At 39.4% G+C, this 23946-nt stretch carries 23 protein-coding genes; 14 read left to right on the forward strand and 9 right to left on the reverse strand.

What is annotated here, in order from left to right:
• Nucleotides 1–323: 323 nt before the first annotated feature.
• The 4 genes from ACTJJH_RS07120 to ACTJJH_RS07135 all read left to right on the forward strand — a co-directional run bounded on the left by ACTJJH_RS07120 (nucleotide 324) and on the right by ACTJJH_RS07135 (nucleotide 3351).
• On the forward strand, nucleotides 324–1256 hold the full coding sequence (locus ACTJJH_RS07120; RefSeq protein ID WP_440600932.1) for an RluA family pseudouridine synthase: 933 nt from the start codon (nucleotides 324–326) through the stop codon (nucleotides 1254–1256).
• Nucleotides 1253–1927, forward strand: coding sequence for an HAD-IA family hydrolase (locus tag ACTJJH_RS07125; protein WP_206216906.1), 675 nt, complete (start codon nucleotides 1253–1255; stop codon nucleotides 1925–1927). The genes ACTJJH_RS07120 and ACTJJH_RS07125 overlap by 4 nt, the downstream gene beginning before the upstream one ends.
• Nucleotides 1928–2000: 73 nt before the next feature.
• Entirely contained in the window at nucleotides 2001–2696 is a 696-nt protein-coding gene (locus ACTJJH_RS07130) for a helix-turn-helix transcriptional regulator (protein WP_206216905.1), read from the forward strand.
• A gap of 49 nt (nucleotides 2697–2745) precedes the next feature.
• Nucleotides 2746–3351, forward strand: coding sequence for a glutathione S-transferase family protein (locus ACTJJH_RS07135; protein ID WP_086265076.1), 606 nt, complete (start codon nucleotides 2746–2748; stop codon nucleotides 3349–3351).
• 61 nt (nucleotides 3352–3412) lie between these two features.
• On the opposite strand, the gene ACTJJH_RS07140 is transcribed toward ACTJJH_RS07135, so the two are convergent.
• Nucleotides 3413–4090: a DUF1345 domain-containing protein gene (locus ACTJJH_RS07140; RefSeq protein ID WP_068565222.1), complete on the reverse strand. Its 678-nt coding sequence runs from the start codon at nucleotides 4088–4090 to the stop codon at nucleotides 3413–3415.
• A 263-nt stretch (nucleotides 4091–4353) separates the two neighbouring features.
• Nucleotides 4354–5259 (reverse strand): DNA-binding transcriptional regulator HcaR, encoded by a 906-nt coding sequence (gene hcaR / locus ACTJJH_RS07145; RefSeq protein ID WP_440600933.1) that lies wholly within the window; start codon nucleotides 5257–5259, stop codon nucleotides 4354–4356.
• Nucleotides 5260–5912: 653 nt separating this feature from the next.
• On the opposite strand from hcaR, the gene ACTJJH_RS07150 reads away from it, so the two are divergent.
• Nucleotides 5913–6965, forward strand: coding sequence for an MBL fold metallo-hydrolase (locus tag ACTJJH_RS07150; protein WP_014208279.1), 1053 nt, complete (start codon nucleotides 5913–5915; stop codon nucleotides 6963–6965).
• A gap of 67 nt (nucleotides 6966–7032) precedes the next feature.
• On the opposite strand, the gene katG is transcribed toward ACTJJH_RS07150, so the two are convergent.
• The 3 genes from katG to ACTJJH_RS07165 all read right to left on the reverse strand — a co-directional run bounded on the left by katG (nucleotide 7033) and on the right by ACTJJH_RS07165 (nucleotide 12579).
• Complete coding sequence (gene katG, locus ACTJJH_RS07155; RefSeq protein WP_440600934.1) at nucleotides 7033–9189, reverse strand: catalase/peroxidase HPI; 2157 nt, start codon at nucleotides 9187–9189, stop codon at nucleotides 7033–7035.
• Nucleotides 9190–9713: 524 nt separating this feature from the next.
• Nucleotides 9714–12008: a phosphoenolpyruvate--protein phosphotransferase gene (gene ptsP, locus ACTJJH_RS07160; RefSeq protein WP_005066019.1), complete on the reverse strand. Its 2295-nt coding sequence runs from the start codon at nucleotides 12006–12008 to the stop codon at nucleotides 9714–9716.
• A gap of 85 nt (nucleotides 12009–12093) precedes the next feature.
• Complete coding sequence (locus ACTJJH_RS07165) at nucleotides 12094–12579, reverse strand: RNA pyrophosphohydrolase (RefSeq protein WP_000567255.1); 486 nt, start codon at nucleotides 12577–12579, stop codon at nucleotides 12094–12096.
• Between the two features lie 182 nt (nucleotides 12580–12761).
• On the opposite strand from ACTJJH_RS07165, the gene ACTJJH_RS07170 reads away from it, so the two are divergent.
• The 3 genes from ACTJJH_RS07170 to ACTJJH_RS07180 all read left to right on the forward strand — a co-directional run bounded on the left by ACTJJH_RS07170 (nucleotide 12762) and on the right by ACTJJH_RS07180 (nucleotide 15841).
• Entirely contained in the window at nucleotides 12762–13412 is a 651-nt protein-coding gene (locus tag ACTJJH_RS07170) for an HAD family hydrolase (protein ID WP_002115098.1), read from the forward strand.
• Nucleotides 13413–13601: 189 nt separating this feature from the next.
• Nucleotides 13602–15041: a DUF2252 domain-containing protein gene (locus tag ACTJJH_RS07175; RefSeq protein WP_032005138.1), complete on the forward strand. Its 1440-nt coding sequence runs from the start codon at nucleotides 13602–13604 to the stop codon at nucleotides 15039–15041.
• Nucleotides 15042–15094: 53 nt separating this feature from the next.
• Nucleotides 15095–15841: a sporulation protein gene (locus ACTJJH_RS07180; protein WP_032005139.1), complete on the forward strand. Its 747-nt coding sequence runs from the start codon at nucleotides 15095–15097 to the stop codon at nucleotides 15839–15841.
• 34 nt (nucleotides 15842–15875) lie between these two features.
• Here ACTJJH_RS07180 and ACTJJH_RS07185 read toward each other — a convergent pair whose 3' ends face one another.
• Both ACTJJH_RS07185 and ACTJJH_RS07190 read right to left on the reverse strand, forming a co-directional pair.
• Nucleotides 15876–16739, reverse strand: a complete 864-nt coding sequence (locus ACTJJH_RS07185; RefSeq protein WP_005066023.1) for a LysR family transcriptional regulator — start codon at nucleotides 16737–16739, stop codon at nucleotides 15876–15878.
• 115 nt (nucleotides 16740–16854) lie between these two features.
• Nucleotides 16855–17109 (reverse strand): DUF2061 domain-containing protein, encoded by a 255-nt coding sequence (locus ACTJJH_RS07190; protein WP_017482004.1) that lies wholly within the window; start codon nucleotides 17107–17109, stop codon nucleotides 16855–16857.
• A 237-nt stretch (nucleotides 17110–17346) separates the two neighbouring features.
• Here ACTJJH_RS07190 and leuC point away from each other — a divergent pair, with 237 nt between their 5' ends.
• The 4 genes from leuC (at nucleotide 17347) to leuB (ending at nucleotide 21247) form a co-directional block, all read left to right on the forward strand.
• On the forward strand, nucleotides 17347–18765 hold the full coding sequence (leuC, locus tag ACTJJH_RS07195; protein WP_017482005.1) for a 3-isopropylmalate dehydratase large subunit: 1419 nt from the start codon (nucleotides 17347–17349) through the stop codon (nucleotides 18763–18765).
• A gap of 18 nt (nucleotides 18766–18783) precedes the next feature.
• Nucleotides 18784–19431, forward strand: a complete 648-nt coding sequence (gene leuD, locus ACTJJH_RS07200; protein ID WP_002114814.1) for a 3-isopropylmalate dehydratase small subunit — start codon at nucleotides 18784–18786, stop codon at nucleotides 19429–19431.
• A 112-nt stretch (nucleotides 19432–19543) separates the two neighbouring features.
• The gene (locus ACTJJH_RS07205; RefSeq protein WP_005066026.1) at nucleotides 19544–20128 is read left to right on the forward strand and encodes a hypothetical protein; all 585 of its coding nucleotides are present in this window, start codon (nucleotides 19544–19546) and stop codon (nucleotides 20126–20128) included.
• 39 nt (nucleotides 20129–20167) lie between these two features.
• Nucleotides 20168–21247, forward strand: a complete 1080-nt coding sequence (gene leuB / locus ACTJJH_RS07210; RefSeq protein ID WP_002114882.1) for a 3-isopropylmalate dehydrogenase — start codon at nucleotides 20168–20170, stop codon at nucleotides 21245–21247.
• Nucleotides 21248–21300: 53 nt separating this feature from the next.
• Here leuB and ACTJJH_RS07215 read toward each other — a convergent pair whose 3' ends face one another.
• On the reverse strand, nucleotides 21301–21708 hold the full coding sequence (locus ACTJJH_RS07215; protein ID WP_440600935.1) for a hypothetical protein: 408 nt from the start codon (nucleotides 21706–21708) through the stop codon (nucleotides 21301–21303).
• A gap of 175 nt (nucleotides 21709–21883) precedes the next feature.
• Between ACTJJH_RS07215 and ACTJJH_RS07220 the strand changes: the two genes are divergently transcribed.
• Nucleotides 21884–22255 (forward strand): lysozyme inhibitor LprI family protein, encoded by a 372-nt coding sequence (locus ACTJJH_RS07220; protein WP_440600936.1) that lies wholly within the window; start codon nucleotides 21884–21886, stop codon nucleotides 22253–22255.
• 51 nt (nucleotides 22256–22306) lie between these two features.
• Here ACTJJH_RS07220 and infA read toward each other — a convergent pair whose 3' ends face one another.
• Nucleotides 22307–22528, reverse strand: coding sequence for a translation initiation factor IF-1 (infA, locus tag ACTJJH_RS07225; RefSeq protein ID WP_001284370.1), 222 nt, complete (start codon nucleotides 22526–22528; stop codon nucleotides 22307–22309).
• A 263-nt stretch (nucleotides 22529–22791) separates the two neighbouring features.
• Here infA and ACTJJH_RS07230 point away from each other — a divergent pair, with 263 nt between their 5' ends.
• Nucleotides 22792–23802, forward strand: a complete 1011-nt coding sequence (locus ACTJJH_RS07230) for an AraC family transcriptional regulator (protein ID WP_005066032.1) — start codon at nucleotides 22792–22794, stop codon at nucleotides 23800–23802.
• Nucleotides 23803–23946: the final 144 nt, after the last annotated feature.

Consider the following 23946-nt stretch of genomic DNA (forward strand, 5'->3'; position numbering starts at 1 on the left):
TAACCAACTAGAGTTGGTAACATATTTTTTTGAACAAACTGAATTAAACGCAACAGTTTGTCATTTTGCCGATATAATAAGCCTTCGGCGTCGGCATAATTCTTTAGGACCAATCCGAGCTGGTGATGAAAGCATCATTTTGATTGAGGTTTCAATCAGGGAAATTCCCTATTAGATGTTCACTTACGGCGGTATCCGTGCGCTGACTATATCAAACCTTGCAGCATCTGCCTATGGGCTAAGCTTAGATTTCTTGTGAAAAAACTAAGCTAATCGGTCATTTATTAATCAAATTTAGCAAAATTTCAGGTTTAAATATTAGTATGAATTCTACACAGCAATGGCAAAGTGTCACTTGGTTTGAGGTGGATGAACATCAAGCAGGACAGCGAATTGATAATTTCCTGTTTTCGCGTTTAAAGGGTGTACCTAAGAGTCGTATTTATCGTTTGATTCGTGAAGGTCAGGTTCGAGTAAACAAAAAACGTATTAAAGCTGAGACCAAATTAGAGATTGGAGATCAGATTCGTGTTGCACCTATTCGTTATGAACAAAAGGATGAAACCGCTGCTCCTGTGAGTGATAGTGTAGCACAGAGTCTACTCAGCCGTGTGGTTTATGAAGATGAAGGTCTGTTAGTCATCAATAAACCGTCAGGTATTGCTGTACATGGTGGTAGTGGTGTGGCGTATGGTTTGATTGAGGCTTTACGCGCCGCGACAGGTAAAAAATATTTAGAACTGATTCACCGTATCGACCGTGACACCTCTGGTCTGGTCATGATTAGCAAGAAACGTAGTACTTTAAAGCTGCTACAAGATATGTTGCGTGAGCACAAAATTCGTAAGACTTATGCGGCAATTGTAAAAGGTCAGGTGAGTCTCGACAAACAACTCATTGATGCTCCTTTATTTCGTTATGAGTTAGCCAATGGCGAGCGTCGTGTGCGTGTGTCTAAAGAAGGTAAACCGAGTAAAACGGAATGGGTGGTTGCAGAGCGTTTTAAAAATGCGACTTTAGTTCATGCATCGCCGTTATCAGGCCGTACTCATCAAATTCGTGTCCATGGTTTAAGTATTGGACATCCGTTGTTGGGTGATGATAAATATGGACACACCACTGAGTACACAGGTCCGCAGGCACGACGTTTATGTTTACACGCGATGCGTTTAGATATTCCGGGTTATCCACCGATTGAAGCGCCGTTGCCAGAAGACATGACCCAGTTATTAAAGACTTTGAGAGTAGCAAAATGAGTCTGAAAACCGAATTAGTAATTTTTGACTGGGATGGAACTTTATATAACTCTGTTGGCCAGATTGTTGCGAGCCTACAACATGCAGCAGAGCAACATGAATTGTCTCTAAGCGATGAAGCTGCAAAAAGTATTATTGGGTTAGGCTTGCCTGAGGTGATGCAGACCTTATTTCCAGAAGCGCCAGAATTGCATGACTCGATCTTAAAGGCATATGGCGATCACTATATTGCGAACTCGACTAGTGACGCATGGTTTGAGGGTATTTCTGAACTACTCCATGATTTAAAAGCCCAAGGTTTAAAGCTTGCAGTTGCAACGGGTAAAAACCGCCGTGGGTTAGACCGTGTAATCGCAAAAACACAAAGTACTCATCTTTTTGATGTGACTCGGGCAGCCAACGAAACACGTTCAAAACCAGATCCGCTCATGCTGCAAGAAATATTGACTGTAACTGGTGTGAATGTTGAGCAAGCGGTTATGATTGGTGACAGCAGCTATGATCTTGAGATGGCACAGCGTTTAGGGATGCCGCGTATCGGAGTAGGCTATGGCGTACATTCTTTTGAAGTTCTGCAAAAGTTTCAACCTTTAACGATTGCTAAAGATGTACAAGAGCTTCATAGCTTTTTGAGAGGGTATGCTCAGTTACCTACTGTAGATGTCGCTTAAATTGAAATAGTGTTAAAGAGGGAATACGTTCCCTCTTTTTTAAGCTGAATAACAAAACAATAAGAAGAGAAAAATGAGCCGTTCAATTCGTCTATTAAATCTTTTACAACAGCTCCGTGAAGCCCGTTACCCAATCACAGCACAAGTCTTGGCTGAAAGCCTAAACATTAGTGTGCGAAGTGTCTATCGAGATATTGATAGCTTACGTGAGCAAGGTGTAAAAATTGAGGCGTCGGCAGGTCTTGGGTTTCAGCTTAAAGAAGACATCTTATTACCACCGGTTACTTTTAATGAGAATGAAGCCGAAGCTCTATTTTTAGCTTTAGAGTGGTTGAAAGACATTCCAGATCAGGCAATGAAATCGGCAGCCGTTTCAATCTATTCTAAACTTTATGCAGTTCTACCTGAGCACCGGAAATATTTGATCGATGACATGACGCTAGGCGTTACACATTACTGGCATCCGGTTGATGAAGCTTTAGTAGAACAAGTACGTTTAGCGATTCGTAAACAAGTAAAAATAAAAGTCGATTATTGCGATGAACAAAAACGGTTAAGTGAACGTTCACTTTGGCCTTTTGCTTTAGGGTATTTACATGACAAAGTTGTACTTGCTGCTTGGTGTGAATTGCGGCAGGCATTTCGCCATTTTCGGATAGATCGTATCCATGACTTGCAAATGAGTGAGGAAATATATCCTGAATTTAAAAAACATTTGTTTCAAAGATGGTGGAAACAAGAAATGCAAAGGACTACTGACAAAAACTGACAAAAGTTATTTGTAAACTAGGAACTACGATAAACAAGGAGCAATAAGAATGAGCCTTAAACTTTATACTAACAAAGAGTCACGTGGTGTTGTTATTGACTGGCTTTTGGTCGAGTTAGGTGTTGAATGTGAACGAATTGAAGTCGCATACAAGACCGAAATGAAATCACCTGAATATTTAAAAATTAATCCTTTTGGAAAAGTGCCGGTATTGGTAGATGGCGATGTCGTGATTTATGAGTTGGGTGCAATCTGTGCTTATTTGGCTGATAAGTTTTTTGAGAAAGGTTTGGCTCCTGCTTTAGATGATCCGAAACGTGGTTTGTACTATCGTTGGTTATTTGTGATGGCGGGTCCTTGGGAGGCTGCAGGTGTTGATAAAGCTTTAGGAATAGAAGTATCACCTGAGCAAAAGATGTTTGTTGGCTATGGCGATTACAATGATGCTTATCAAGCTTTAGTTCAAGGATTGAGTGAAGCAAATCCGTATGTATGTGGTGAGCAATTTACTGCAGCTGATGTAAGTGTTGGAGCAATGCTTTTATGGCAATTAAAAATGAAAACAATTGAATCACACCCAGCCATTGAACGTTATATTGATGCGATTAAACAGCGCGAAGGCTTAAAACAAAGTACGATGGGGCAACTGTTGTAAACTTAATATTCTTAAAAGCCATCCAAATGGGTGGCTTTTTTTATTTTCTAAATACGTCGCTTTAGTTGGTAAGAAAGCCAGCAGCAACGTTAATACAGATCGCCAAAATGGTGGTATTAAACCCAAAAGACAACACTGCGTGAAATAAGTTTAAAAGGCGCATATGCTTGGTGGTAATTGACACATCGGCAGTTTGCGCAGAAGTCCCAATAATATAACTAAAATATAGAAAGTCAGGATAAGTTGGTTGTTTTGTCCCTGGGAAATCTAATCCTCCATTTTCCTCATTTCTAGATAAGGCCATATAAAAATCATGGGCATAATGTAGAGCAAAAACGGTATGCATAAAAAGCCATGCAGAAACAATCGTCAGCAAAGCTAAGGCTACATGGCCTAACTTAGCAGAACTTTCTGAAGGAAGCTGTGACAGTTGAATCAGAATAGCAACCAGAGACATGGTTAAGGCTAGTAAAACAATCAGCATAATGACCCATTTGCTTTCATCTTGTTTTTTAGCTTGCTGTTGCATTTGTGAATGATCGGCACTTTTCATGAGTTGCCAAACATGGAGTAAATATATGCTAACCGAAGCATTCCAACTGACTAATAATATAGTTGACCATTTCCATGAAGTTAACCATGTCAAAATAATAGCGGTGACAATTCCTATAAATAAGGCGATAAAGAAATGAGGACGGTTTAGTACACTACGTCCAAGGTGTTGAAATAATCCAATCATTTTTCTAATCTCCTTTATTACGGGGTAAATATATTATTTTTTATTAAATGGTGAAAATAATATTTGGTTTTATATGGATTTTATTGCGGTTTTTTTATTTATATCCATGAGATATTTAAAGTGCCTACTAGGGAACATAGAACAATATTGTGAATTAAACTAGTTATGAAAAGTATAAATAAATATAAAGAATATTTATTTATACTTTTTTATATAGATAATCTTATTAATCATGTGTTTAATAATAAAATCATTTTTGATAATTAAGCGTGGCTTAAGTTTTTGTCTAAATGAAATACTTTGGTGAGCTGGTCAATGAATTTTTGGACACCTAAGGACTGTGAGTTTTTACGATAGTTTACGAATAAATCAAGTGTTGGTAAGTCGACATCAAGTGGACGAACTATCGTGTTTTTGATGCCTAAAGGCGCAACATAGGCAGGTAAAATTGTACAGCCTAATCCAGAACCAAGAGAGTTAATGTTGAACAATATGCTATCTGCTTTTTGTACAATATTCAGTTCGATGTTATGAGTTTTAGCGAAATCTAAAATGGTGTTATGTAAGGTTTGTGATTGTTCGGCTGCAGGAATGATAAAGTCAATACCTTGTAAAGCATGGACTGGGATTCGATCATATTGAGCAAGTGGATGATTTTTAGGAAGTAAGAAAATCAGGGGTTCAGTTAAAACAAATTGGCTTTGTATTTCATCACTATCTGTATTTTCACGGGTAAACGTAATGTCCAGCTCTCCTTTTTTTAAGGCTTTAAGCTGTTCAGTATTGTTTAAATTAGATAGTTCAATAGTAAGGTCAGGGTGTTGTAGTCGAAGATTAGGAAGTACATAAGGGAAAATTTTCATTTCTGCGATGGGAACGAAACCGATACGTAACAATTGCTGTTTAGCCTTAGAAACTTGTCGTGCCATAGCGACCGCTTTTTCAGCCTGAGCGAGGGTGAGTCGAGCATGTTCTAAAAATACTTCGCCTTCTTCTGTTAACTCAACTTTGCGTTTTGTGCGGTTTAAAAGTCGTACACCAACGTCTTCTTCTAAATCTTTAATTTGTTGGCTAAGAGAGGGCTGTGCGGTAAAAAGTTTAAGAGCGGCTTTACTAAAATTTAATTCTTCAGCAACGGTAATGAAATATCGGAGATGGCGTAGTTCCATAAGACTAATCCAAAAAATGTCTTACTATGATTTAAGTGAAGTATAAAGCATAAATAGATATAGCGTGAAGGTGATTTAGGTATTTATAAAATAAATGGAATTTTAATTTTCATTAAAGATTTAATATGGGAATATAAGCTCAAATAATTCATAAAATATATTAATAATTAAATAATAAATACATTATTTTTAATTAATCAAAGAATTTTCTAAAGGATTTAAATATTCATTTAAGAAATTCTCATATTATGCAAAAACTAGAATAATAAAATAAATTTATAACCTATAGGTCGCTAACATCTACTCAAATCTAATTGTTACTAAATATATTGTTTTCATTGCACAAAAGAATCCTAACGTAAAAATTATAGGCGATAAAGATGAAATAGACAGGTTCTATAGCGGCTTTCGGCATCTTCTAATTGTTATGTTATACAAGAAGTCTTAGTAAGAATGGTAATTACTGACGCATAAACTCAACACATCTAAGTGTTTTTTATGGCACTCTAATTTAACTTAGGTTAGCTATGACCACGATAAAATGGATATTTATATGATAAATAAGTGTAAGTGCCATAGCTTAATTTGTTTTAATCGTTAAGATAGAAACCTGATCACATCCATTCTGCTGATGCTAAAACATAGAAAAGCCCATGAAAGACAAGCCGACATTAACATATCAATTGCCGACTCAGTCCTGTTGGACGCATACATGGATAAAACCTCCTTTTTGTCATCCCGAGTCTGGGCATGAAACGGATACACGTTTTTATAATCAACAGCCTAAGTCACCTGCTCGTGGCTCAAAAGAGTTATTGCGTTGGTTGGTTACGCGCGAGTCTTTTACATGGAAAGTGGATATTCAAAATGAATATGAAACTCGTGTAAATACGGCTGTAGCTTTGCCGCAAAATCGACCTCAGGCAGATCTGGATGATTGGCAAGTCTGGTTTGTTGGGCATGCAACGGTATTGGTTCAGATTGGTCCTTATAACTTTATTACCGACCCAGTGTGGTGTGATTATGCAAGTCCTTCACAAGGGCGTGGCCCACGCCGTGTATGCCCAGCAGGTTTTGCACTAGAACAATTACCGACGATTCATGGAGTTTTGCTCAGCCATAATCATTATGACCATATGGACTTGGCGACACTTGAATGGCTACATAAAAAATTCGCAATGCCAATTTACACTGGACTTGGGAATGGGTTTTATCTACCTAAAGAGTTCCATGTCATTGAGATGAATTGGTGGCAAGAAATTCCTTATCACGAATTAAGAATAATCTATACACCTGCACAGCATGGTTCAGGCCGTGGTTTACGCGACCAGAATAAGGCACTTTGGGGCGGCTTTTCGGTTGTGGCTAAAACAGGTCATTGTTTCTTTGCGGGTGATACCGGTTATGCGGGTCATTTTAAGCAAATACATGCTCGTTATGGCGCACCACGAGTTGCCTTACTTCCAATAGGTGCGTATGAGCCACGTGAACTGATGAGCTATGTTCATATGAATCCGCAAGATGCGCTACATGCGCATTTCGATTTACAGGCTCATCGTTCTATTGCGATACATTATCGAACTTTCCAGTTGACTGATGAAGACCGAGAAGACCCAGAGCATGCTCTAGCGCAGGCAATTAAAGCTTCTTCAAAGCTTGCAAATCCTTTTTATTGCATTCGGGAAGGACACAAACTGACTGTTTAAAAAAACGATGCTTGATATTAAAAAAGCCAGTTCAAATTGAACTGGCTTTTTACTATTTTGACTTAAATTAAGCTAAGTCAAAACGGTCAAGATTCATGACTTTAGTCCATGCAGCAACAAAGTCTTGAACAAATTTTTCTTTACCATCTGCCTGAGCATAAACTTCGGCTAATGCACGTAAGATTGAGTTTGAACCGAAGACTAAATCATTACGTGTTGCGGTAAATTTTACTGCGCCTGTTTTACGGTCTTTGCCTTCAAATACTTCGCTTGTTGAGTCAACAGGTGCCCATACAGTAGACATGTCGAGTAAGTTCGTAAAGAAGTCTGTGCTAAGTACACCAACTTGCTGAGTAAATACACCGTGTTGTGAGCCATCCCAGTTGGTGTCCAGTACACGTAAGCCACCAATCAATGCAGTTAACTCTGGTGCAGTCAAAGTCAGCTGTTGTGCTTTATCAATTAATAATGCCTCAGTTGTTGCGCTGACGCCCTCTTTTTTCCAGTTTCTAAAACCATCGGCAAGGCCGAGCAATAATTGGAAAGATTCGACATCAGTTTGACTTTGTATTGCATCAACACGACCAGGGGCAAATGGAACGCTAATGTTGAAACCTGCCGCTTGAGCAGCTTGTTCTACACCAACATTACCTGCAAGCACGATTAAATCAGCTAATGATAATTGAGTAGATGCTTTGAGTTCTTCAATTTTAGTTAAAGTCTCAACTGCTTTTTTATTTACGTCCCATTCACGTTGTGGCGATAAAGCAATACGTGCACCATTTGCACCGCCACGCTTGTCTCCACCACGGAACGTGGATGCCGAAGCCCAACCAAGGGAAACTAGCTCACCAGCAGATAATCCCAATGCAACAATTTTTGCTTTTGCATCATCTATGCTAGCAGCAGATGGTATAGCGCTGGCAGCAGGTAATGGGTCTTGCCAGATTAAATCTTCAGCCGGAACTTCAGGACCTAAATAACGTGCTTTTGGCCCCATATCACGGTGAGTTAACTTGAACCAAGCGCGAGCAAAAGCATTGGCAAATGCTTGTGGATCGTTAAGGAAACGACGAGAGATCTTTTCAAAATCAGGATCAAAACGTAAGGTCAAATCTGTAGTAAGCATTGTTGGCTTACGTTTAACTGATGGGTCGAATGGATCTGGAATGATTGCCTCAGCATCTGCTGCTACCCATTGAATTGCACCAGCAGGTGAGCGCTCTTGTACCCACTCGTATTTGAATAGGTTTTCAAAGAAGTAATTGCTCCATTGTGTTGGTGTTTGTGACCAAATCACTTCTAAACCTGAAGTGATCGCATCTTTACCAACACCAGTGCCAAAACTGTTTGACCAGCCAAAGCCCATTTGTTCAATTGAAGCTCCCTCAGGATCAGCCTGAACATGGTCAGCAGAGGCAGCGCCGTGAGTTTTACCTAAAGTATGACCGCCTGCGATTAAGGCAACAATTTCTTCATCATCCATTGCCATATTACCGAAAGTCGCGCGAATAAATGGTGCAGCCGATTTTGGATCACCGCTGGCTTGCGGGCCTTCAGGGTTTACATAAATTAGACCCATTTCGGTTGCAGCTAGATTGCTGCCTTCCAATGCTTCAGAGTTGCGATGAGCTAACCATTCTTTTTCATCGCCCCAGTTTACATCGTTGTCTGGTTCCCAAACATCTTCACGACCTGCACCAAAACCGAAGGTGCGGAAACCTGAAGATTCAAGTGCGATGTTTCCAGCAAGAATAAATAAATCTGCCCACGATATTTTTTGACCGTATTTTTGTTTAACTGGCCATAGCAAACGGCGTGCTTTATCTAAGCTCGCATTGTCAGGCCAACTATTTAATGGCGCAAAACGTTGCTGACCGCGACCAGCACCACCTCGGCCATCGCCCATACGATATGTACCAGCAGCATGCCATGCTAATCGAATAAATAAGCCTGTATAATTTCCCCAATCGGCTGGCCACCAATCTTGAGAATCGGTTAATACATTTTTGATATCAGCTTTGAGGGTGTAGTAGTCGAGTTTTTTAAATTCTTGACGGTAATTAAATTCTTTACCGAGTGGATTAGAGCGTTCTGAATGTTGGTTGAGTAGGTCGACGCGTAGTTGTTTTGGCCACCAGTGTAAACTAGGCGTGCCACCACCGACCGTTACCTCTGATTTTGATTTATGGCCTGAAAAAGGGCATTTTGATTCGTCTGACATGGTTATATTCTCTCTGGGTAATAATTATTGAGCTCTTCGTAAAATGTTAGGGCTCATTTTCCTGGACTTCTGGTTTAAAAACTCATGTTTACTAAATAAAGAAATGGGAGAACAAATGGTGAGAGAAACCGTTTAAAAGTCTTTTCACTGAGATGTCGGCCATTATTTTTTATTTAATAATGCATCAGATTCCTTTACTTGTTATTCCTCCAATTTACTGCATGAAGGTTAAAAAACAAGAGGAAAAATAAGATGAAACTTGTAAATAACGATGCATAGAATTACCTCTTCAATTGTTGGAACAACGTAAGATCTTTTAATAACGCTCTGTAAATATACTAGGAGTAGGAGTCTTATTTTTCAAATGGATTAAACTGTCAATATTGATTTAAAAAACCGATTATATGTTTATTTAATAGATTAAGATGGCGGCAATAGTGAGATGAAATTTTTTATATTGAGTTGTAGTAGAAGCGATCTCAAATGAATAAAGGAGAGCATTGCTCTCCTTTATTGTTTATATATTAAACATTTACGATTCGATTCGATTTCACCATATCAGCTAAACCGTGAGTTTTAAAATAGTACTCAAGCCAACTTTTCACGATGAGTGGATTATTCATTTTCATGACATCATCCAGCAATTTTTGTGCATCTGTCATAGGGACATGACAAATTGCTTTTCTTACTCGCAAAATGTTACTCGAACTCATCGAAAGGGTATTGAAGCCCATCGCCATGAGCAGAATTGCTGATAATGGATCACCTGCCATCTCACCACAAATACTGATAGGTTTTTTGTATTCATGACATTCTTTAACTAAGCGGGTTAGCGCACGTAGAATGGATGGGTGAAAGTGTGAGTAAACGTTTGCCACATGTGGATTATTACGGTCAACTGCAAGTAAATACTGGGTTAAGTCATTTGAACCGACCGAGAAGAAATCGACGAGTTCGGCAAACTCATCAATTTGTAGCAGTACGCTCGGCACCTCAACCATAATCCCAATTTTTGGTTTGGTAATTTTAACTTGCTCTTCTTCTTGCACTGCAATCCAGTCACGCTCAAGTAAATAAAGTACTTCTTCTACTTCACTGACTGTAGTGACCATTGGCAATAAAATATGCAAATTATTTAAACCAATACTGGCTTTGAGCATGGCGCGAATTTGCGAAGAAAAAATCTCGGGATGATCGAGCGTGAAACGAATACCACGCCAGCCTAATGCCGAGTTTTCTTCTTCAATACTGAAATACGGCAAGTCTTTATCGGCACCAATATCCAGAGTTCGCATCACTACAGGTTTATTGGCGAAATGGCTCAATTGTTGACGGTAGATTGCGCGTTGTTCTTCTTCACCTGGGAAGCGTTCCCGTAACATGAATGGAATTTCACTTCGGTATAGACCGACGCCTTGAGCACCGCGTTGTACTCCGCGTACTACGTCAATCATGAGGCCCGTATTCACATAGAGCTGAACAGACACACCATCTGGTGTAATCGCTTCTTTGGTCTCGTATTGTTTGAGATCTTTTGCGATTTGCTCATCTTCTTTTTGGATTTCTTTATAGCGTTGACGTAAACGACGTGGAGGGTTTACAAAAACACGGCCTTGATAGGCATCCACAATCATTTCTGCATCATCAAGTGTGTTCACTGGCAGTTCAGTTACACCAACTACGGTTGGAATACCTAATGCACGGGCAACAATCACCATATGCGAATTGGCTGCGCCTTCTGACGTCACAATCGCTGCAATATTGTCTACTGGCAACTCAACGAGAGCCGCAGTACTAATTTCTTCACCAATTAAAATACTGTCTGGACTCAGGTCACGATGGCTAGAGTCTTCTTCTTGCAAAGAGGCTAAAATACGTCGCCCTAAATCTTTAAGGTCGGAAACTCGTTCACGAAGATAGTCATCTTCCATTTGTGCAAAAAGGGCAGTGTGTTTTTCAATGACACGACGTACTGCACCTTGTGCCCAATGTCCATCACGAATGAGTTCTTTGATTTCTGCTGGCAATGCATTTTCATCTAGCATTCTTAAGAAAACACTAAATAAAGCGCGCTCTTCGGCCATGAGTGAATCATGCATTTTTTCATCCAGAGAACGAATCTCTGAACGTACTGATGAAATGGCTTGATCTAAAATTCGAAGTTCATCGCTAATATCTTCTGCTTCACGATCAGGCACAGAACCCAAATCGGCAGGTGGATATAAAATAATAGCGCGACCTAAGGCAACACCGCCTGCACCTGAAGCGCCTTGAAAGGTTTTGTAGGCAGGTCCATTACTCGGCTTACGGAATACGTCAATATTACCTACTGCATGAGCATGAGCAATAACGCCAGAAAGCTGAGCACACAGTGTAACTAAAAAGGACTCGGCAGCTTCACTAAAATCTTGAGGAAGTTTATTTTGGACAACCAAAACGCCCATAACCTTACGACGATACATGACCGGTACGCCGAGGAAAGAGTTATAAATTTCTTCGCCTGTTTCAGGTAAATACAAGAAACGCTCATGTTTTGGCGCATTGTCAAGGTTAACGATTTCTTCGCGTTGCCCGACCAGACCAACCAAGCCTTCACCGAGTTGCAAAGAAACATGGCCTACAGATTCTGGATTTAAGCCTTTAGAGGCCATTAATACATAGCGCTGATTGCGTTCATCGAGTAAATAAATAGAACAAACATCCACTTTCATGGCCTCAGCAACCTGATTAACCATGATGTCTAATGATTCATGCAAACTGACGGACGCATTAACCTCTTGGACAATGCGCCGTAGAGTGTCGAGTTGCATGTTTGACATGGATGTATACTCCAGTATTTTTTTAGACTATGAATGTATTTATAACAGCACTTTTAATAAAAATCATTTACTAGATAAATGATTTTTAGGGTAATTGTTGCATCGGCAACTGTGTACACAACTCCACCATGGCTTTACGATAAACATCACGCTTGAAGTTCACCACTTGTCCAAGAGGATACCAATAGCTAACCCACTGCCATTCATCGAATTCGGGCGGGTCGGAAAGGTTTAACTGAATATTTTTTGCAGGCGCAGTTAACTTCAGTAAAAACCATTTTTGTTTCTGTCCGATACATACGGGGTCAGAGTCTGACCGAATGTACCGATGTGGCAAACGATAACGCAGCCATCCTTTGGTTTGCGCAATAATCTGGACATGTTCGGGCAATAAGCCGATTTCTTCTCTCAGTTCTCGAAAAAGTGCCTGTTCAGGGGTTTCTCCAAACTGGATGCCTCCTTGTGGAAATTGCCAAGCATTGTGACCAATGCGCTTTGCCCATAAAACCTGTCCATCATCGTTTGCCAAAATGATCCCGACATTCGGTCGGAAACCTTCTGAATCGATCATTTGGCTACCTAAATATTGTCTATATCGTTGACTTTAATCGCGGGGACAAACACTTTTTTATGTCCAGCTCGAAAAGATCAAAGTAAAATGTTTAAATTGATACGATCTTAACGAATTTCTATCGACTAGCGGAGATAGATTTACATTTTTTTTCTTAAATTTCAGTTTAAACGAGAATTTTCATGAAACTGGCGTTGTTTGATTTAGACCATACCTTGTTAAATACCGATTCAGACCATTCTTGGGGTGAATTTTTAGTCAATGAAGGTTTGGTTGATCCGGTTCATCATCGTCAGATGAATGATAAATTTTATGAAGATTACAAAGCAGGCCAACTTGACCCATATGCTTATAATGAATTTGTTTTTGGATTTTTAACGCAGCATGACAATGACTACTTAACTGAGCTCCACCAATTGTTCATGCAAAAAGTCATTCGTCCGCAAATGCGTCCAAAAGGTTTTGATGCAATCAAAAAGCATCAAGATTTAGGCCATACCATTGTGGGTATTACGGCAACAAGTGATTTTATTACTGCACCGATTTTTCGTGAATTTGGGATTACCGAAATTTTAGCAACCAATGCTGAAGTGGCTGACGGAAAATATACGGGTAAAGTTGCTGGTTTAGCGTGTTATCAAAAAGGCAAACTTGCACGTCTAGATGCATGGTTGGAAGGCCGTAACGTGTCTGAGTCCTGGGCGTATTCCGATTCAATTAATGACCGTTTTTTACTTGAATATGCAACGCATGCAATTGCAGTAAACCCTGATGATCGTCTTGAAAAACTGGCTCAAGAACATAACTGGGACATTCAGGACTGGTCGATTTAAGATTATGGAGTTGGAAGAACAGTTTGAAAAGTTTTGAGGTCTTCCAACTCTTAATTATATTTAAAATCATTTTTTAATATCTCTTATAGATCTTAGCTAAAAACAGATATTGTTCTGATTAATAAAATAAATTCTATCTTGGCAAAGATTTCAGAATATAAAAAAATTTAATTTAAAAATGAGGAAATAATGTCAAAAACAGTACAAATTAAATTACCAAAACAACTTTGGAATGATGAAAGTATTGATTTAACACGTCATAGCTATCAGGGGAAACTACTAAATAAAAGCGAAGGTTTCAAATTAGGTAAGGCTCAACGTAAAAAAGTTCCACGTGAACACCTATCAAAACTTTCTGAACGACCAAAAGGTACAACTGCTTTAACGATCTATGATTGGAGTAACCAAGGTCGTTTAGAAAAACTCAAACCGATTCGTGCAAAACGGATGAGTGTTTCTCCATTTACATTTTATCGTGGCATGCCTTCTTTGATGCTATTTGATCAAGCGTGGGAGCCGGTAAACTCAGGCTTATTTCAACAGATTTGTGGGGATTGTCATTTAAGTAATTTTGGCGGTTTTGCAAGTCCCGAACGTAACCTGTTATTTGGAATTAATGATTTTGACGAAACTTTAGTTGCCCCATTTGAATGGGATGTAAAGCGCTTAGCAACCAGTTTTGTAATCGCGGCACGTGATATTCATCTTGCAGAGAAAGTCGGGTTAAAAGCAATTAAAATAATGCTGAATAGTTATCGTCAGCACTTATTAGAAATTACAGAACTTTCACCACTCCAAGTTTGGTATGAAAAAGTTGATGCCAGTACATTATTAGAAAATACTGAGTGTCGAAAACTAAGAAAGAAACGCGAGAAGCACCTCGATTCAGCACAGAAAAGAACTGCGTACTCTGTTTTGCCGAAGCTTACCCAGCAAGATCAAGATACAGGATTTCGTCATTTTGTGGATGATGCGCCGTTATTATGGCATCCAAGTGCAAATGAACCATTTGGTAAAGATGTTGATGTATTCTTTCAACAATACCGTGATTCTTTGAAATACGATCGCCAAGTACTTTTTGATCGTTATCAACGTACCGATGTAGCTTTGAAAGTGGTGGGTGTCGGAAGTGTTGGTACACGATCCGCGATTGCATTATTTCAAGATGCAGATCGGGAACCGTTAATTTTACAAATGAAAGAAGCGAATCCATCAATTCTCAACCCGTTATTTGTAGACAAGGTAAATCACGAAGGTGAGCGTGTAGTGCATGGTCAGCAGCTCATGCAGGCCGCAAGTGATATATTTCTTGGGTTCTCTTCCATATCAAATCAACATTTTCATGTACGTCAGTTACGTGATATGAAAATCTCGGTTGATCTTAGTGACATGGATGATGAGTATTTCTATGAGTATGCCGAAAGTTGTGGTTTAGCCTTAGCTCATGCCCACGCTAAATCTGGAAATGCAGATGTACTTATGGGATACCTTGGCGAAGGTAATACGATAGTAGAAGTATTACAAACGTATGCAGAAGAATATGCAGAACGTAATCTAAATGACTATGATCAATTTATGAATGAAGTTGCAGATGGTAAGATTCAGCTCGCTGGAGATGATGCACTTTAATAATAAGTATGCTGCTACAGATGACATGAAATAATTCGAAAGGTTAGAGAAAAATGTTTAGTAAAATTATGTCTGGTTTGGGTCTTCAAGGTGTGACGGTAGAAACTGTTTTACAGAACCCAAGCTTGCAAGCAGGCAGCACATTGCATGGAGAAATTAGCTTTAAAGGCGGATCATCTGATAAAGAGATTAATGGTCTTTATTTGCAATTGGTGACGATGGCAGAAGTCGAATCTGGTGATCATGAGTTTAACCAACCTTTAGTTTTACAAGAGTGGTTAGTGAACTCTCGATTCCTCTTGCCAGCACATCAAGCGCATTCTTTCCCTTTTAGTATTCAACTACCATTTGAGACACCGATTACTGAGGTTGCTTGCCGAAGAAATGGTGCACGTGTTTGGATTCAAACCCATATGGATGTTGATTGGGGATTAGATGCAACTGATCGTGATTATCTAAAGGTTCTGCCAACTTCAGCCATGCAAATATTTCTACAGGCTATGCAGCGATGTGGCTTTGTTTTATCGACAGTAGATGTAGAAAAAGGGCAGCTTACTGCGCGAAATTTTAGATCAACGATTGGTTGTTACCAAGAGCTTGAATTTGTCTCTTCACATATGTTTAGCGGATTTAATGAGGTTGAAGTTTCTTTCGTTGCTGAACCTAATCAAACTCACGTTATGCTTGAAGTAGACCGCCATTTTCGATCAGATCAGCTATTAACGATGACGATTCCACATCATATGCTTGATGAAAACCAAATGGTGCAACAAATTCGAAGCCTCTTAAAGCTTGGATAAATTAAATTAGAGTAGATGCTTAAATAAGAGCCTTTTATGCATCCTGCATCATTTTAATTAACTCCTGCATGGCTCTAGATTGAGTGCGTGCAGGATGCCAAACCATACCTAATTGACGATTCATCTCAACATTCAAATCAAGCTGCTGCATATCCTGATTCAGCAGAGTTTTAGGTAAAACTGACCAACCCAAACCAATCGACACCAACATGCGAATAGACTCGAGAGGGTTATTACTCATGGTAATTTTTGGTTTAAGTCCTTGTTTTTCAAACTCAGCTAAAGTGATTTGGGCAGTATAAGTTTGTGCAGCGGGTAATAAACTTGGATATTCAATTAAGTCTTGTAAGGTGAGATTCTTTTTTTGCGCCAACGGATGAAAAGGGGCAGCAACAAAAACTAAAGGATCATTCCAAATTGTAATGTAGTTAAGACGCTCATCTCCTGAAGGAGGAAGCGTTAAAAATGCTAGTTCTAGATCACCAGCTAATACTTGTTCATGGGCTTGCTCTGAATCAACAAAATGCACATCTAAGGTAACCTGCGGAAATTGCTGAACAAAATGCTTAAGTGGTGCAGGTAAATGATGTAAACCAATATGGTGACTCGTACCGACTTTTAAGCGGCCTTGTACCTGAGTTTGTTCATGGCTAAGCGTATGGTGAATATCACCCAGCTCATTTAACCAGTTTTTAACTTTAGGTAGTAATGAATGTGCAGCATGAGTTGCCTGAACACCTCGGCCTGCAGATTCAAATAGTTTTACGCCAAAATATTCTTCTAAGCTGTGAATTCGTTTGGTAACAGCAGGTTGAGTAATAAATAACTGATCTGCTGCCACAGAGATAGACCCTGTTTCCATGACTTTTACAAAAGCTTCAAAGGCTGCAAGATTCATAATACAACTCAACTTGGAATAGAAAAATCGAGGGGCTAAAGTTGCCGAGCCAAAATCGTATCATGCTTGCAGCAAAACGAGTGAGAAAGTTGTGAATTACCGCACTAATCTTAGCCTAAGCCGTTGTTTCTTTTTCAGCTAAGGCTGATACGCGGCGATCTTTAGCAGCCCAAACTTTTTCATGGAAGAAAAAAGCAAAAGCTTGTACGGTTGGCTCAAGCATACTTAATGTTAAAGCCATCCAGATATTACCTGTTACAAAGTATGCGACTAGCATTGCGACAGTAATATGCATAATGTAATAGCTTAAGGTTTTCTTTAGGGTACGTTGATTATTTATAACGAATTTTTGGATATTAGCCATGATCATTCTCTTTAGCCACTTTAGATATTTTTAGTATAGGCATTAGAGTATAAGATTAAAAATTGATTATGCAAATGATAATCATTAACAAAAACGATTTATTAAATTTGATGCACCTTATGGAAATTATAATTTATTCCAAAAAGTTTTCTAATTTATAAAAATGATAAATTAGATTTATGTGAAACTCTGGCTATAATCGAATAAAGATCAGAATTACCCAGTCCAATGGAGCAAGACGACATGGCAGGCAAAACTTTATATGACAAATTGTGGGATGACCACGTTGTTTCACAGCGTGATGATGGTTCATGTTTATTATACATTGACCGTCATTTATTGCATGAAGTGACTAGTCCACAAGCATTTGAAGGGTTGCAACTTGCGGATCGTCAACCATGGCGTTTAAGTGCAAACGTTGCTACACCGGACCACAACGTTCCAACGTCTAAAAAGGAACGTGACCAAGGCATCGCTGGTATTGAAGATGATACGTCTCGTATTCAAGTTCAAACCTTAGATGACAATTGTAAAGCCTTTAATATTGTTGAATTTAGTATTAATGATATTCGTCAGGGAATTGTGCATGTAGTTGGGCCTGAACAGGGCTTAACTTTGCCGGGCATGACGGTGGTATGTGGCGATTCACATACAGCGACTCACGGTGCTTTTGGTTGCTTGGCGCATGGTATTGGGACATCTGAAGTTGAACATGTGTTAGCAACACAATGCTTGATTCAGAAAAAATCTAAAAATATGTTAGTTCGTGTAGATGGGGTATTGGGTAAAGGCGTAACACCAAAAGATGTTGTGTTGGCCATTATCGGTAAAATTGGTACTGCTGGCGGTACGGGCTATGCAATCGAATTCGGTGGTCAGGTTTTCCGTGATATGTCGATTGAAGGGCGTATGACGGTATGTAACATGGCGATTGAAGCAGGTGCTCGTGTCGGTATGGTTGCTGTTGATGACAAAACTATTGAATATGTGAAAGGCCGTAGCTACGCACCAAAAGGCGAGCAATGGGACCAAGCAGTTGCTTACTGGAACACATTGCATTCAGACGAAGATGCTGTGTTTGATGCAGTTGTTGAATTAAATGGCGCAGAGATTGAACCACAAGTGTCTTGGGGAACTTCACCTGAGATGGTTATTCCTGTTACTGAAGCTGTGCCAACTTTAGAACAAGCGAAAGATGACGTTCAACGTAATGATTGGACACGTGCTTATCAATATATGGGTTTAAATGCGGGTCAAGCATTAGCTGATATTCAGCTTGATCGTGTCTTTATTGGTTCTTGTACGAACTCTCGTATTGAAGACATCCGTGCTGCGGCTGAGGTGGTTAAGGGGCGTAAAGTGGCATCTACCATTAAGCAAGCTATGATTGTTCCGGGGTCTGGTTTAGTTAAGCAACAGGCTGAAAAAGAAGGCTTAGATAAAATCTTCTTGGAAGCTGGCTTTGAATGGCGTGAGCCGGGTTGTTCAATGTGTTTAGCAATGAATGCAGATAAATTACAACCGGGTGAACACTGTGCATCGACGTCTAACCGTAACTTTGAAGGCCGTCAAGGCAATGGTGGTCGTACTCACTTGGTGAGCCCGGCAATGGCGGCAGCGGCTGCAATCGCTGGTCACTTTGTTGATGTTCGTTCATTTTAATTCGGTCTGGAGCAAACCATGAAAGCTTATACAGTTGAACAAGGTATCGTTGCACCATTAGATCGTGCCAATGTTGATACAGATTTAATTATTCCAAAACAGTTTTTAAAGTCGATTAAGCGCACTGGTTTTGGCGACAATTTATTTGATGAACTTCGTTATTTAGACGAAGGCTATCCAGGACAAGACAATTCAGTACGTCCAAAAAATCCGGATTTCGTTTTAAACCAGCCTCGTTATCAAGGAGCAACTGTTTTAATTGCTCGTACTAACTTTGGTTGTGGTTCAAGTCGTGAGCATGCGCCTTGGGCATTAAACGAATATGGATTCCGTACCGTTATTGCACCAAGCTTTGCTGATATTTTCTTTAATAACTGTTTCAAAAATGGCATGTTACCTGTCATTTTGCCAGAAGAAACAGTTGAGCAGTTATTTAAAGAATGTGCTGCTAATGAGGGATATCAATTAACAATTGATTTAGCAGCTCAAGAAGTACGTACTCCAACAGGTGAAGCATTTAAATTTGAAGTTGATCCGTTTCGTAAGCACTGCTTGTTAAATGGATTGGATGATATTGGTTTAACTCTTCAAAATGCAGACGCAATTCGTGCTTATGAAGAAAAAACTAAACAAGTTCGTCCTTGGGTATTCCAAGAGTTGAATTAACCTTTCGGTACATTTTAAACATAGCCATGGCGTAGCGTTCAAACTCTTGCTAACATGCTAAAGCATAAAAACACCTTAGAATTATGCACTAGATGAGGATTGGGCTTGAACAATGAAGAGGAACGTTACTCATAGCTTTTTGTTGAGCCTGTGCGCAATAACACTCAGTGCTTGTCAAAGCACTTACAATGTAGTGGATACTGTCCGCATTAAGCAGGCTGAACAAGAAAATTTGGGGCAGAATGCAGCAATATATTGTTCGGGCGCGAAGAGTTGTGAATTTGAACGACTAAATGATATTACTGTAGTGGATGCGCAAACACGAAGAATTAGTAATCAGGCAATTCATCAAGGGATTGTGAGATTACAAGGTTCAGTGCTTAGCCAAACTAACAGCTTATATTTATCAGTGCCTGCTAAACAATATGAAGTGGTGATTCGTTTCTATCCGATCTCTCCGGATCGTGCAGAAACATTTCATGTGATTCACCAGTTTAATGCTAACCATCGCTATACATTTAAAATGTACCGAGACAAATCTAACCGTTCGGGTAGTTTGCTGAATGTTTCTGTACCAGATCCATTATGTGTCGATTTAGAACAAGATGGGCATGTCATTCGCCGTTTTTGTCGACCATTTGATGTTACAACAGGACTAGGTGAATTCCTTGAGCAGAAAAAACTAACACCGCGGTAGTTGTAGCACTGCTTGTCTTTGGAAAATGGAAAAAAGTTCATGTCTAAACAGATTTTAATTTTAGCTGGTGATGGTATTGGTCCTGAAATTGTTGGGGCGGCAGAAAAAGTATTAAATACAGTAAATGAAAAATTTAATTTATCGTTAACTTGGGAACATGGCTTGTTAGGTGGTGCTGCAATTGATGCGCATGGTGAACCGTACCCAGCAGTAACAAGTGAACAAGCAAAAAAAGCTGATGCAATTTTATTAGGTGCGGTAGGCGGACCAAAGTGGGACACCATTGAGCGTTCTATTCGTCCTGAACGTGGTCTTTTAAAAATTCGTAGTGAACTTAACTTGTTTGCTAACTTGCGCCCAGCGATTTTATATCCGCAATTGGCAGATGCTTCTAGTTTGAAGCCTGAAATTGTTGCTGGCTTAGATATTTTAATTGTTCGTGAATTGACTGGCGGTATCTATTTCGGTCAGCCACGTGGTATCCGTGAACTCGAAAACGGTGAAAAGCAAGGTTATAACACCGACGTTTATTCTGAAAGCGAAATTAAGCGTATTGCAAAAGTAGCTTTTGAACTTGCAGGTCTACGTGGTGGAAAGGTTTGTTCTGTAGATAAAGCTAACGTTTTGGAAGTTACAGAGCTTTGGAAACAAACAGTTACTGATTTACAGCAAGCAAATTATTCAAATATTCAGCTTTCACATATGTATGTCGACAATGCTGCCATGCAACTTGTACGTGCGCCGAAACAGTTTGATGTGATCGTAACGGGTAACTTGTTTGGTGACATTTTATCTGATGAAGCAGCAATGCTTACAGGTTCAATCGGCATGTTGCCATCGGCTTCGTTAGATGAAAATGGCAAAGGTATGTATGAGCCTTGCCATGGTTCTGCACCTGATATCGCGGGTCAAAATGTGGCAAACCCATTAGCAACTATTCTTTCAGTTGCAATGATGCTTCGCTACACATTCCGTGAAGAAGCAGCTGCAAAAGCAATTGAAGATGCAGTAGGTCAAGTGCTTGATCAAGGTTTGCGTACAGCTGATATTATGTCTGAAGGTATGACAAAAGTAGGTACGGCTGAAATGGGTGAGGCTGTTGTAGCTGCTCTTGCTTAAAAGCTTATTATAAAAAAACGCAGCGTTGAGCTGCGTTTTTTTGTGCCGATGTCTTAGCAGGCTTTACCCTCATATTGAATTGACTCGGCAATGTCATTTTTAAGCTGAAAAATCACTTTGCAATTGAAATTAATATCATAAGAATTACCACCCAGATTTCCTGATTGGACAGGAATAGAACTTCCTCTCATATCAACATTACTCACCATCGGAATTGGAATGCTTAAAGGGCGCAATATTGTATAGATGAGCTGATTGGATGTTTTTTGCGGTGTAATGGCGACTTGAAAACCAAGACTACGTAGGTTGATATCTTGTTGAATGGTCGCCGAGGATTTACCTAAAAAGCCTTTTAAATATTCCTGTAAATCTACGGATTGACGTGGGTGGCTAGCACAACCGTTAAGAAAAATAATGATGAAAGATAATAAGCCAATTTGGCAGCGGGTATATATGTTCATTTTTCTCACTATATAAAATTATATTTATTATTAAAGAACAATAGGTTGGATTTGGAGGCTTGTAAAGTAAAAAAGGAGGATTATGATAAATGGAAGGTAAATTTGTCTATCGATTTATCAATTAAATTTGAACCACTTTAATAATAATTTTATAGAAAACTTAAGGAAGAAAAGCATGAGAAAAATAGTTTTTGCTTTTTTATGCAGCTTCGGAATGACTGCAGTGTATGCAGATAACTGTGATAGTGCCCGAAACACTTATGATGATATTTACTGTACAAATAAAATTTATGCGAGTGCTGATGCAGATCTGAATAAGAACTATCAAGCACTGCGAGTAAAGTTAAACACTACGCAGAAAAATATTCTCAAGAAGTCTCAGCTTGCATGGATACGTCAACGTGACGCAGAGTGTACAGATTCAAATAGAAATAGTGTAGACGTGCAATGTCGTTTACAGACAACGCAAGAAAGAAACCATTGGCTGCAAGAAAGATTGCGTGAATGCCAAACGGTGGGATGTAAAACCAGTCGCTTAAGTGAATAAATAACGCAATAAAAAAGCCACATCATAAAGTGGCTTTTTTGCATTCACTAATTAGCGAGCACGGTACGTAATACGACCTTTAGTTAAGTCATATGGAGTCATTTCGACTTTTACACTGTCGCCAGTAAGAATACGAATATAGTGTTTACGCATTTTACCAGAAATGTGTGCAATAACTTCGTGACCGTTTTCAAGACGTACACGGAACATCGTATTAGGAAGCGTTTCGGTGACAACGCCTTCGAACTCAATGAGTTCCTCTTTATTGGCCATAGCCTACCTGATGATCAAATTGGAAAGGCGCAAATTATAGTCAATTTTTTTAAAAAAAACAAGATAGACACACTTCTGCTAAAGCATCTGGTTAAAGTATGACTAATAAAAAAAGATGTAATTTTTTTCACAAAAGAAGTTTAATTCTGTTGTCAGTTTGGTCAATCAACGCTAATCTAAAATCATAGTTATTAGGGACTGTTAATTGCATAAAGGTCAACAGCCCTAAATATCAATGAAGTATCTACATGGAAGGGCACTGCGTGGGTCAGCTAACAGATGCATCAGTTGTATTACGCTTTGGCTACCAAGCGATTCGTCGTGCGGGTTTGCCAACAGAAGAAATATTAACCAAAGCGGGAGTTGCTTTAAATCAGGTCGATACCAATGCACGTACACCGTTAAGTGCACAGTACGCCTTTTGGACTGCCGCTCAGGAAGTCAGTAAAGATCCAGACATCGGTCTGCATTTAGGTGAGCATTTGCCTTTGTATCGAGGGCAGGTGATTGAACATCTATTTATTAGTAGTGAAACCTTTGGTGAAGGCTTAAAACGAGCCTTAGCTTATCAACGACTGATTAGTGATGCATTTGATGCAAAACTAGTCGTTGAAGAAGGGCGTTGTTATTTAACCAATGGTGAACAGATTGGTGCTGACAACCTCGTCAATCGTCATTTCTCTGAATGTGCAATTTCGGGCGTGCTTAGATTTTTTAAGTTCATTACTGAAGGACAATTTCATCCTATCTTCATCGATTTTAATTTTAGCGAAGGAGCTTCTGAGGATGAATATTTCCGTGTATTTGGCTGCCCAGTTAGCTTAGGTCAGAAAGAGACACGTTTATATTTTGACCCAGCTATTTTAGATTTCCAGCTTTGGCAAGCAGAGCCTGAGTTATTGCAATTGCATGAGCAGCTCGCAATTGAGAAATTGCAGGAATTGGCCCGTTATGATTTAGTGGGTGAGGTTCGTCGTGCGATTGGTTCGACACTTGAAAGTGGAGAAACAACTTTAGAGACGGTTGCTGCTCAGTTGAATATTACGCCGCGTCGTTTACGCACTCAGCTCAGTGAGGCAAATACCAGCTTCCAGCAAATACTTTCTGACTATCGTTGTCGTTTAGCTAAAAAACTTTTGGCAAATACCAATGAGAGTGTTGAACGTATTGTGTATTTAACAGGTTTCTCTGAACCAAGTACGTTCTATCGTGCATTTAAGCGTTGGACGAATGAAACACCTGTGGAATACCGTAAGCGTAAACAACACCGTTAATTTATTCTATGTCATGACGGAGTCGTGCCATTGAGGCTTTAATAATTGGATTGGCTTTCAGCTAGAGTTACTTTTCTTTCGGGAAAAGTAACCAAAACCATTGTCATACGCAAAACCTGTTAGATAATTATCAATATCTAATGC

It is taken from the genome of Acinetobacter sp. 22301 (genome assembly GCF_052045285.1).
In the GTDB taxonomy this organism is placed as follows: Bacteria; Pseudomonadota; Gammaproteobacteria; order Pseudomonadales; family Moraxellaceae; genus Acinetobacter; species Acinetobacter pittii.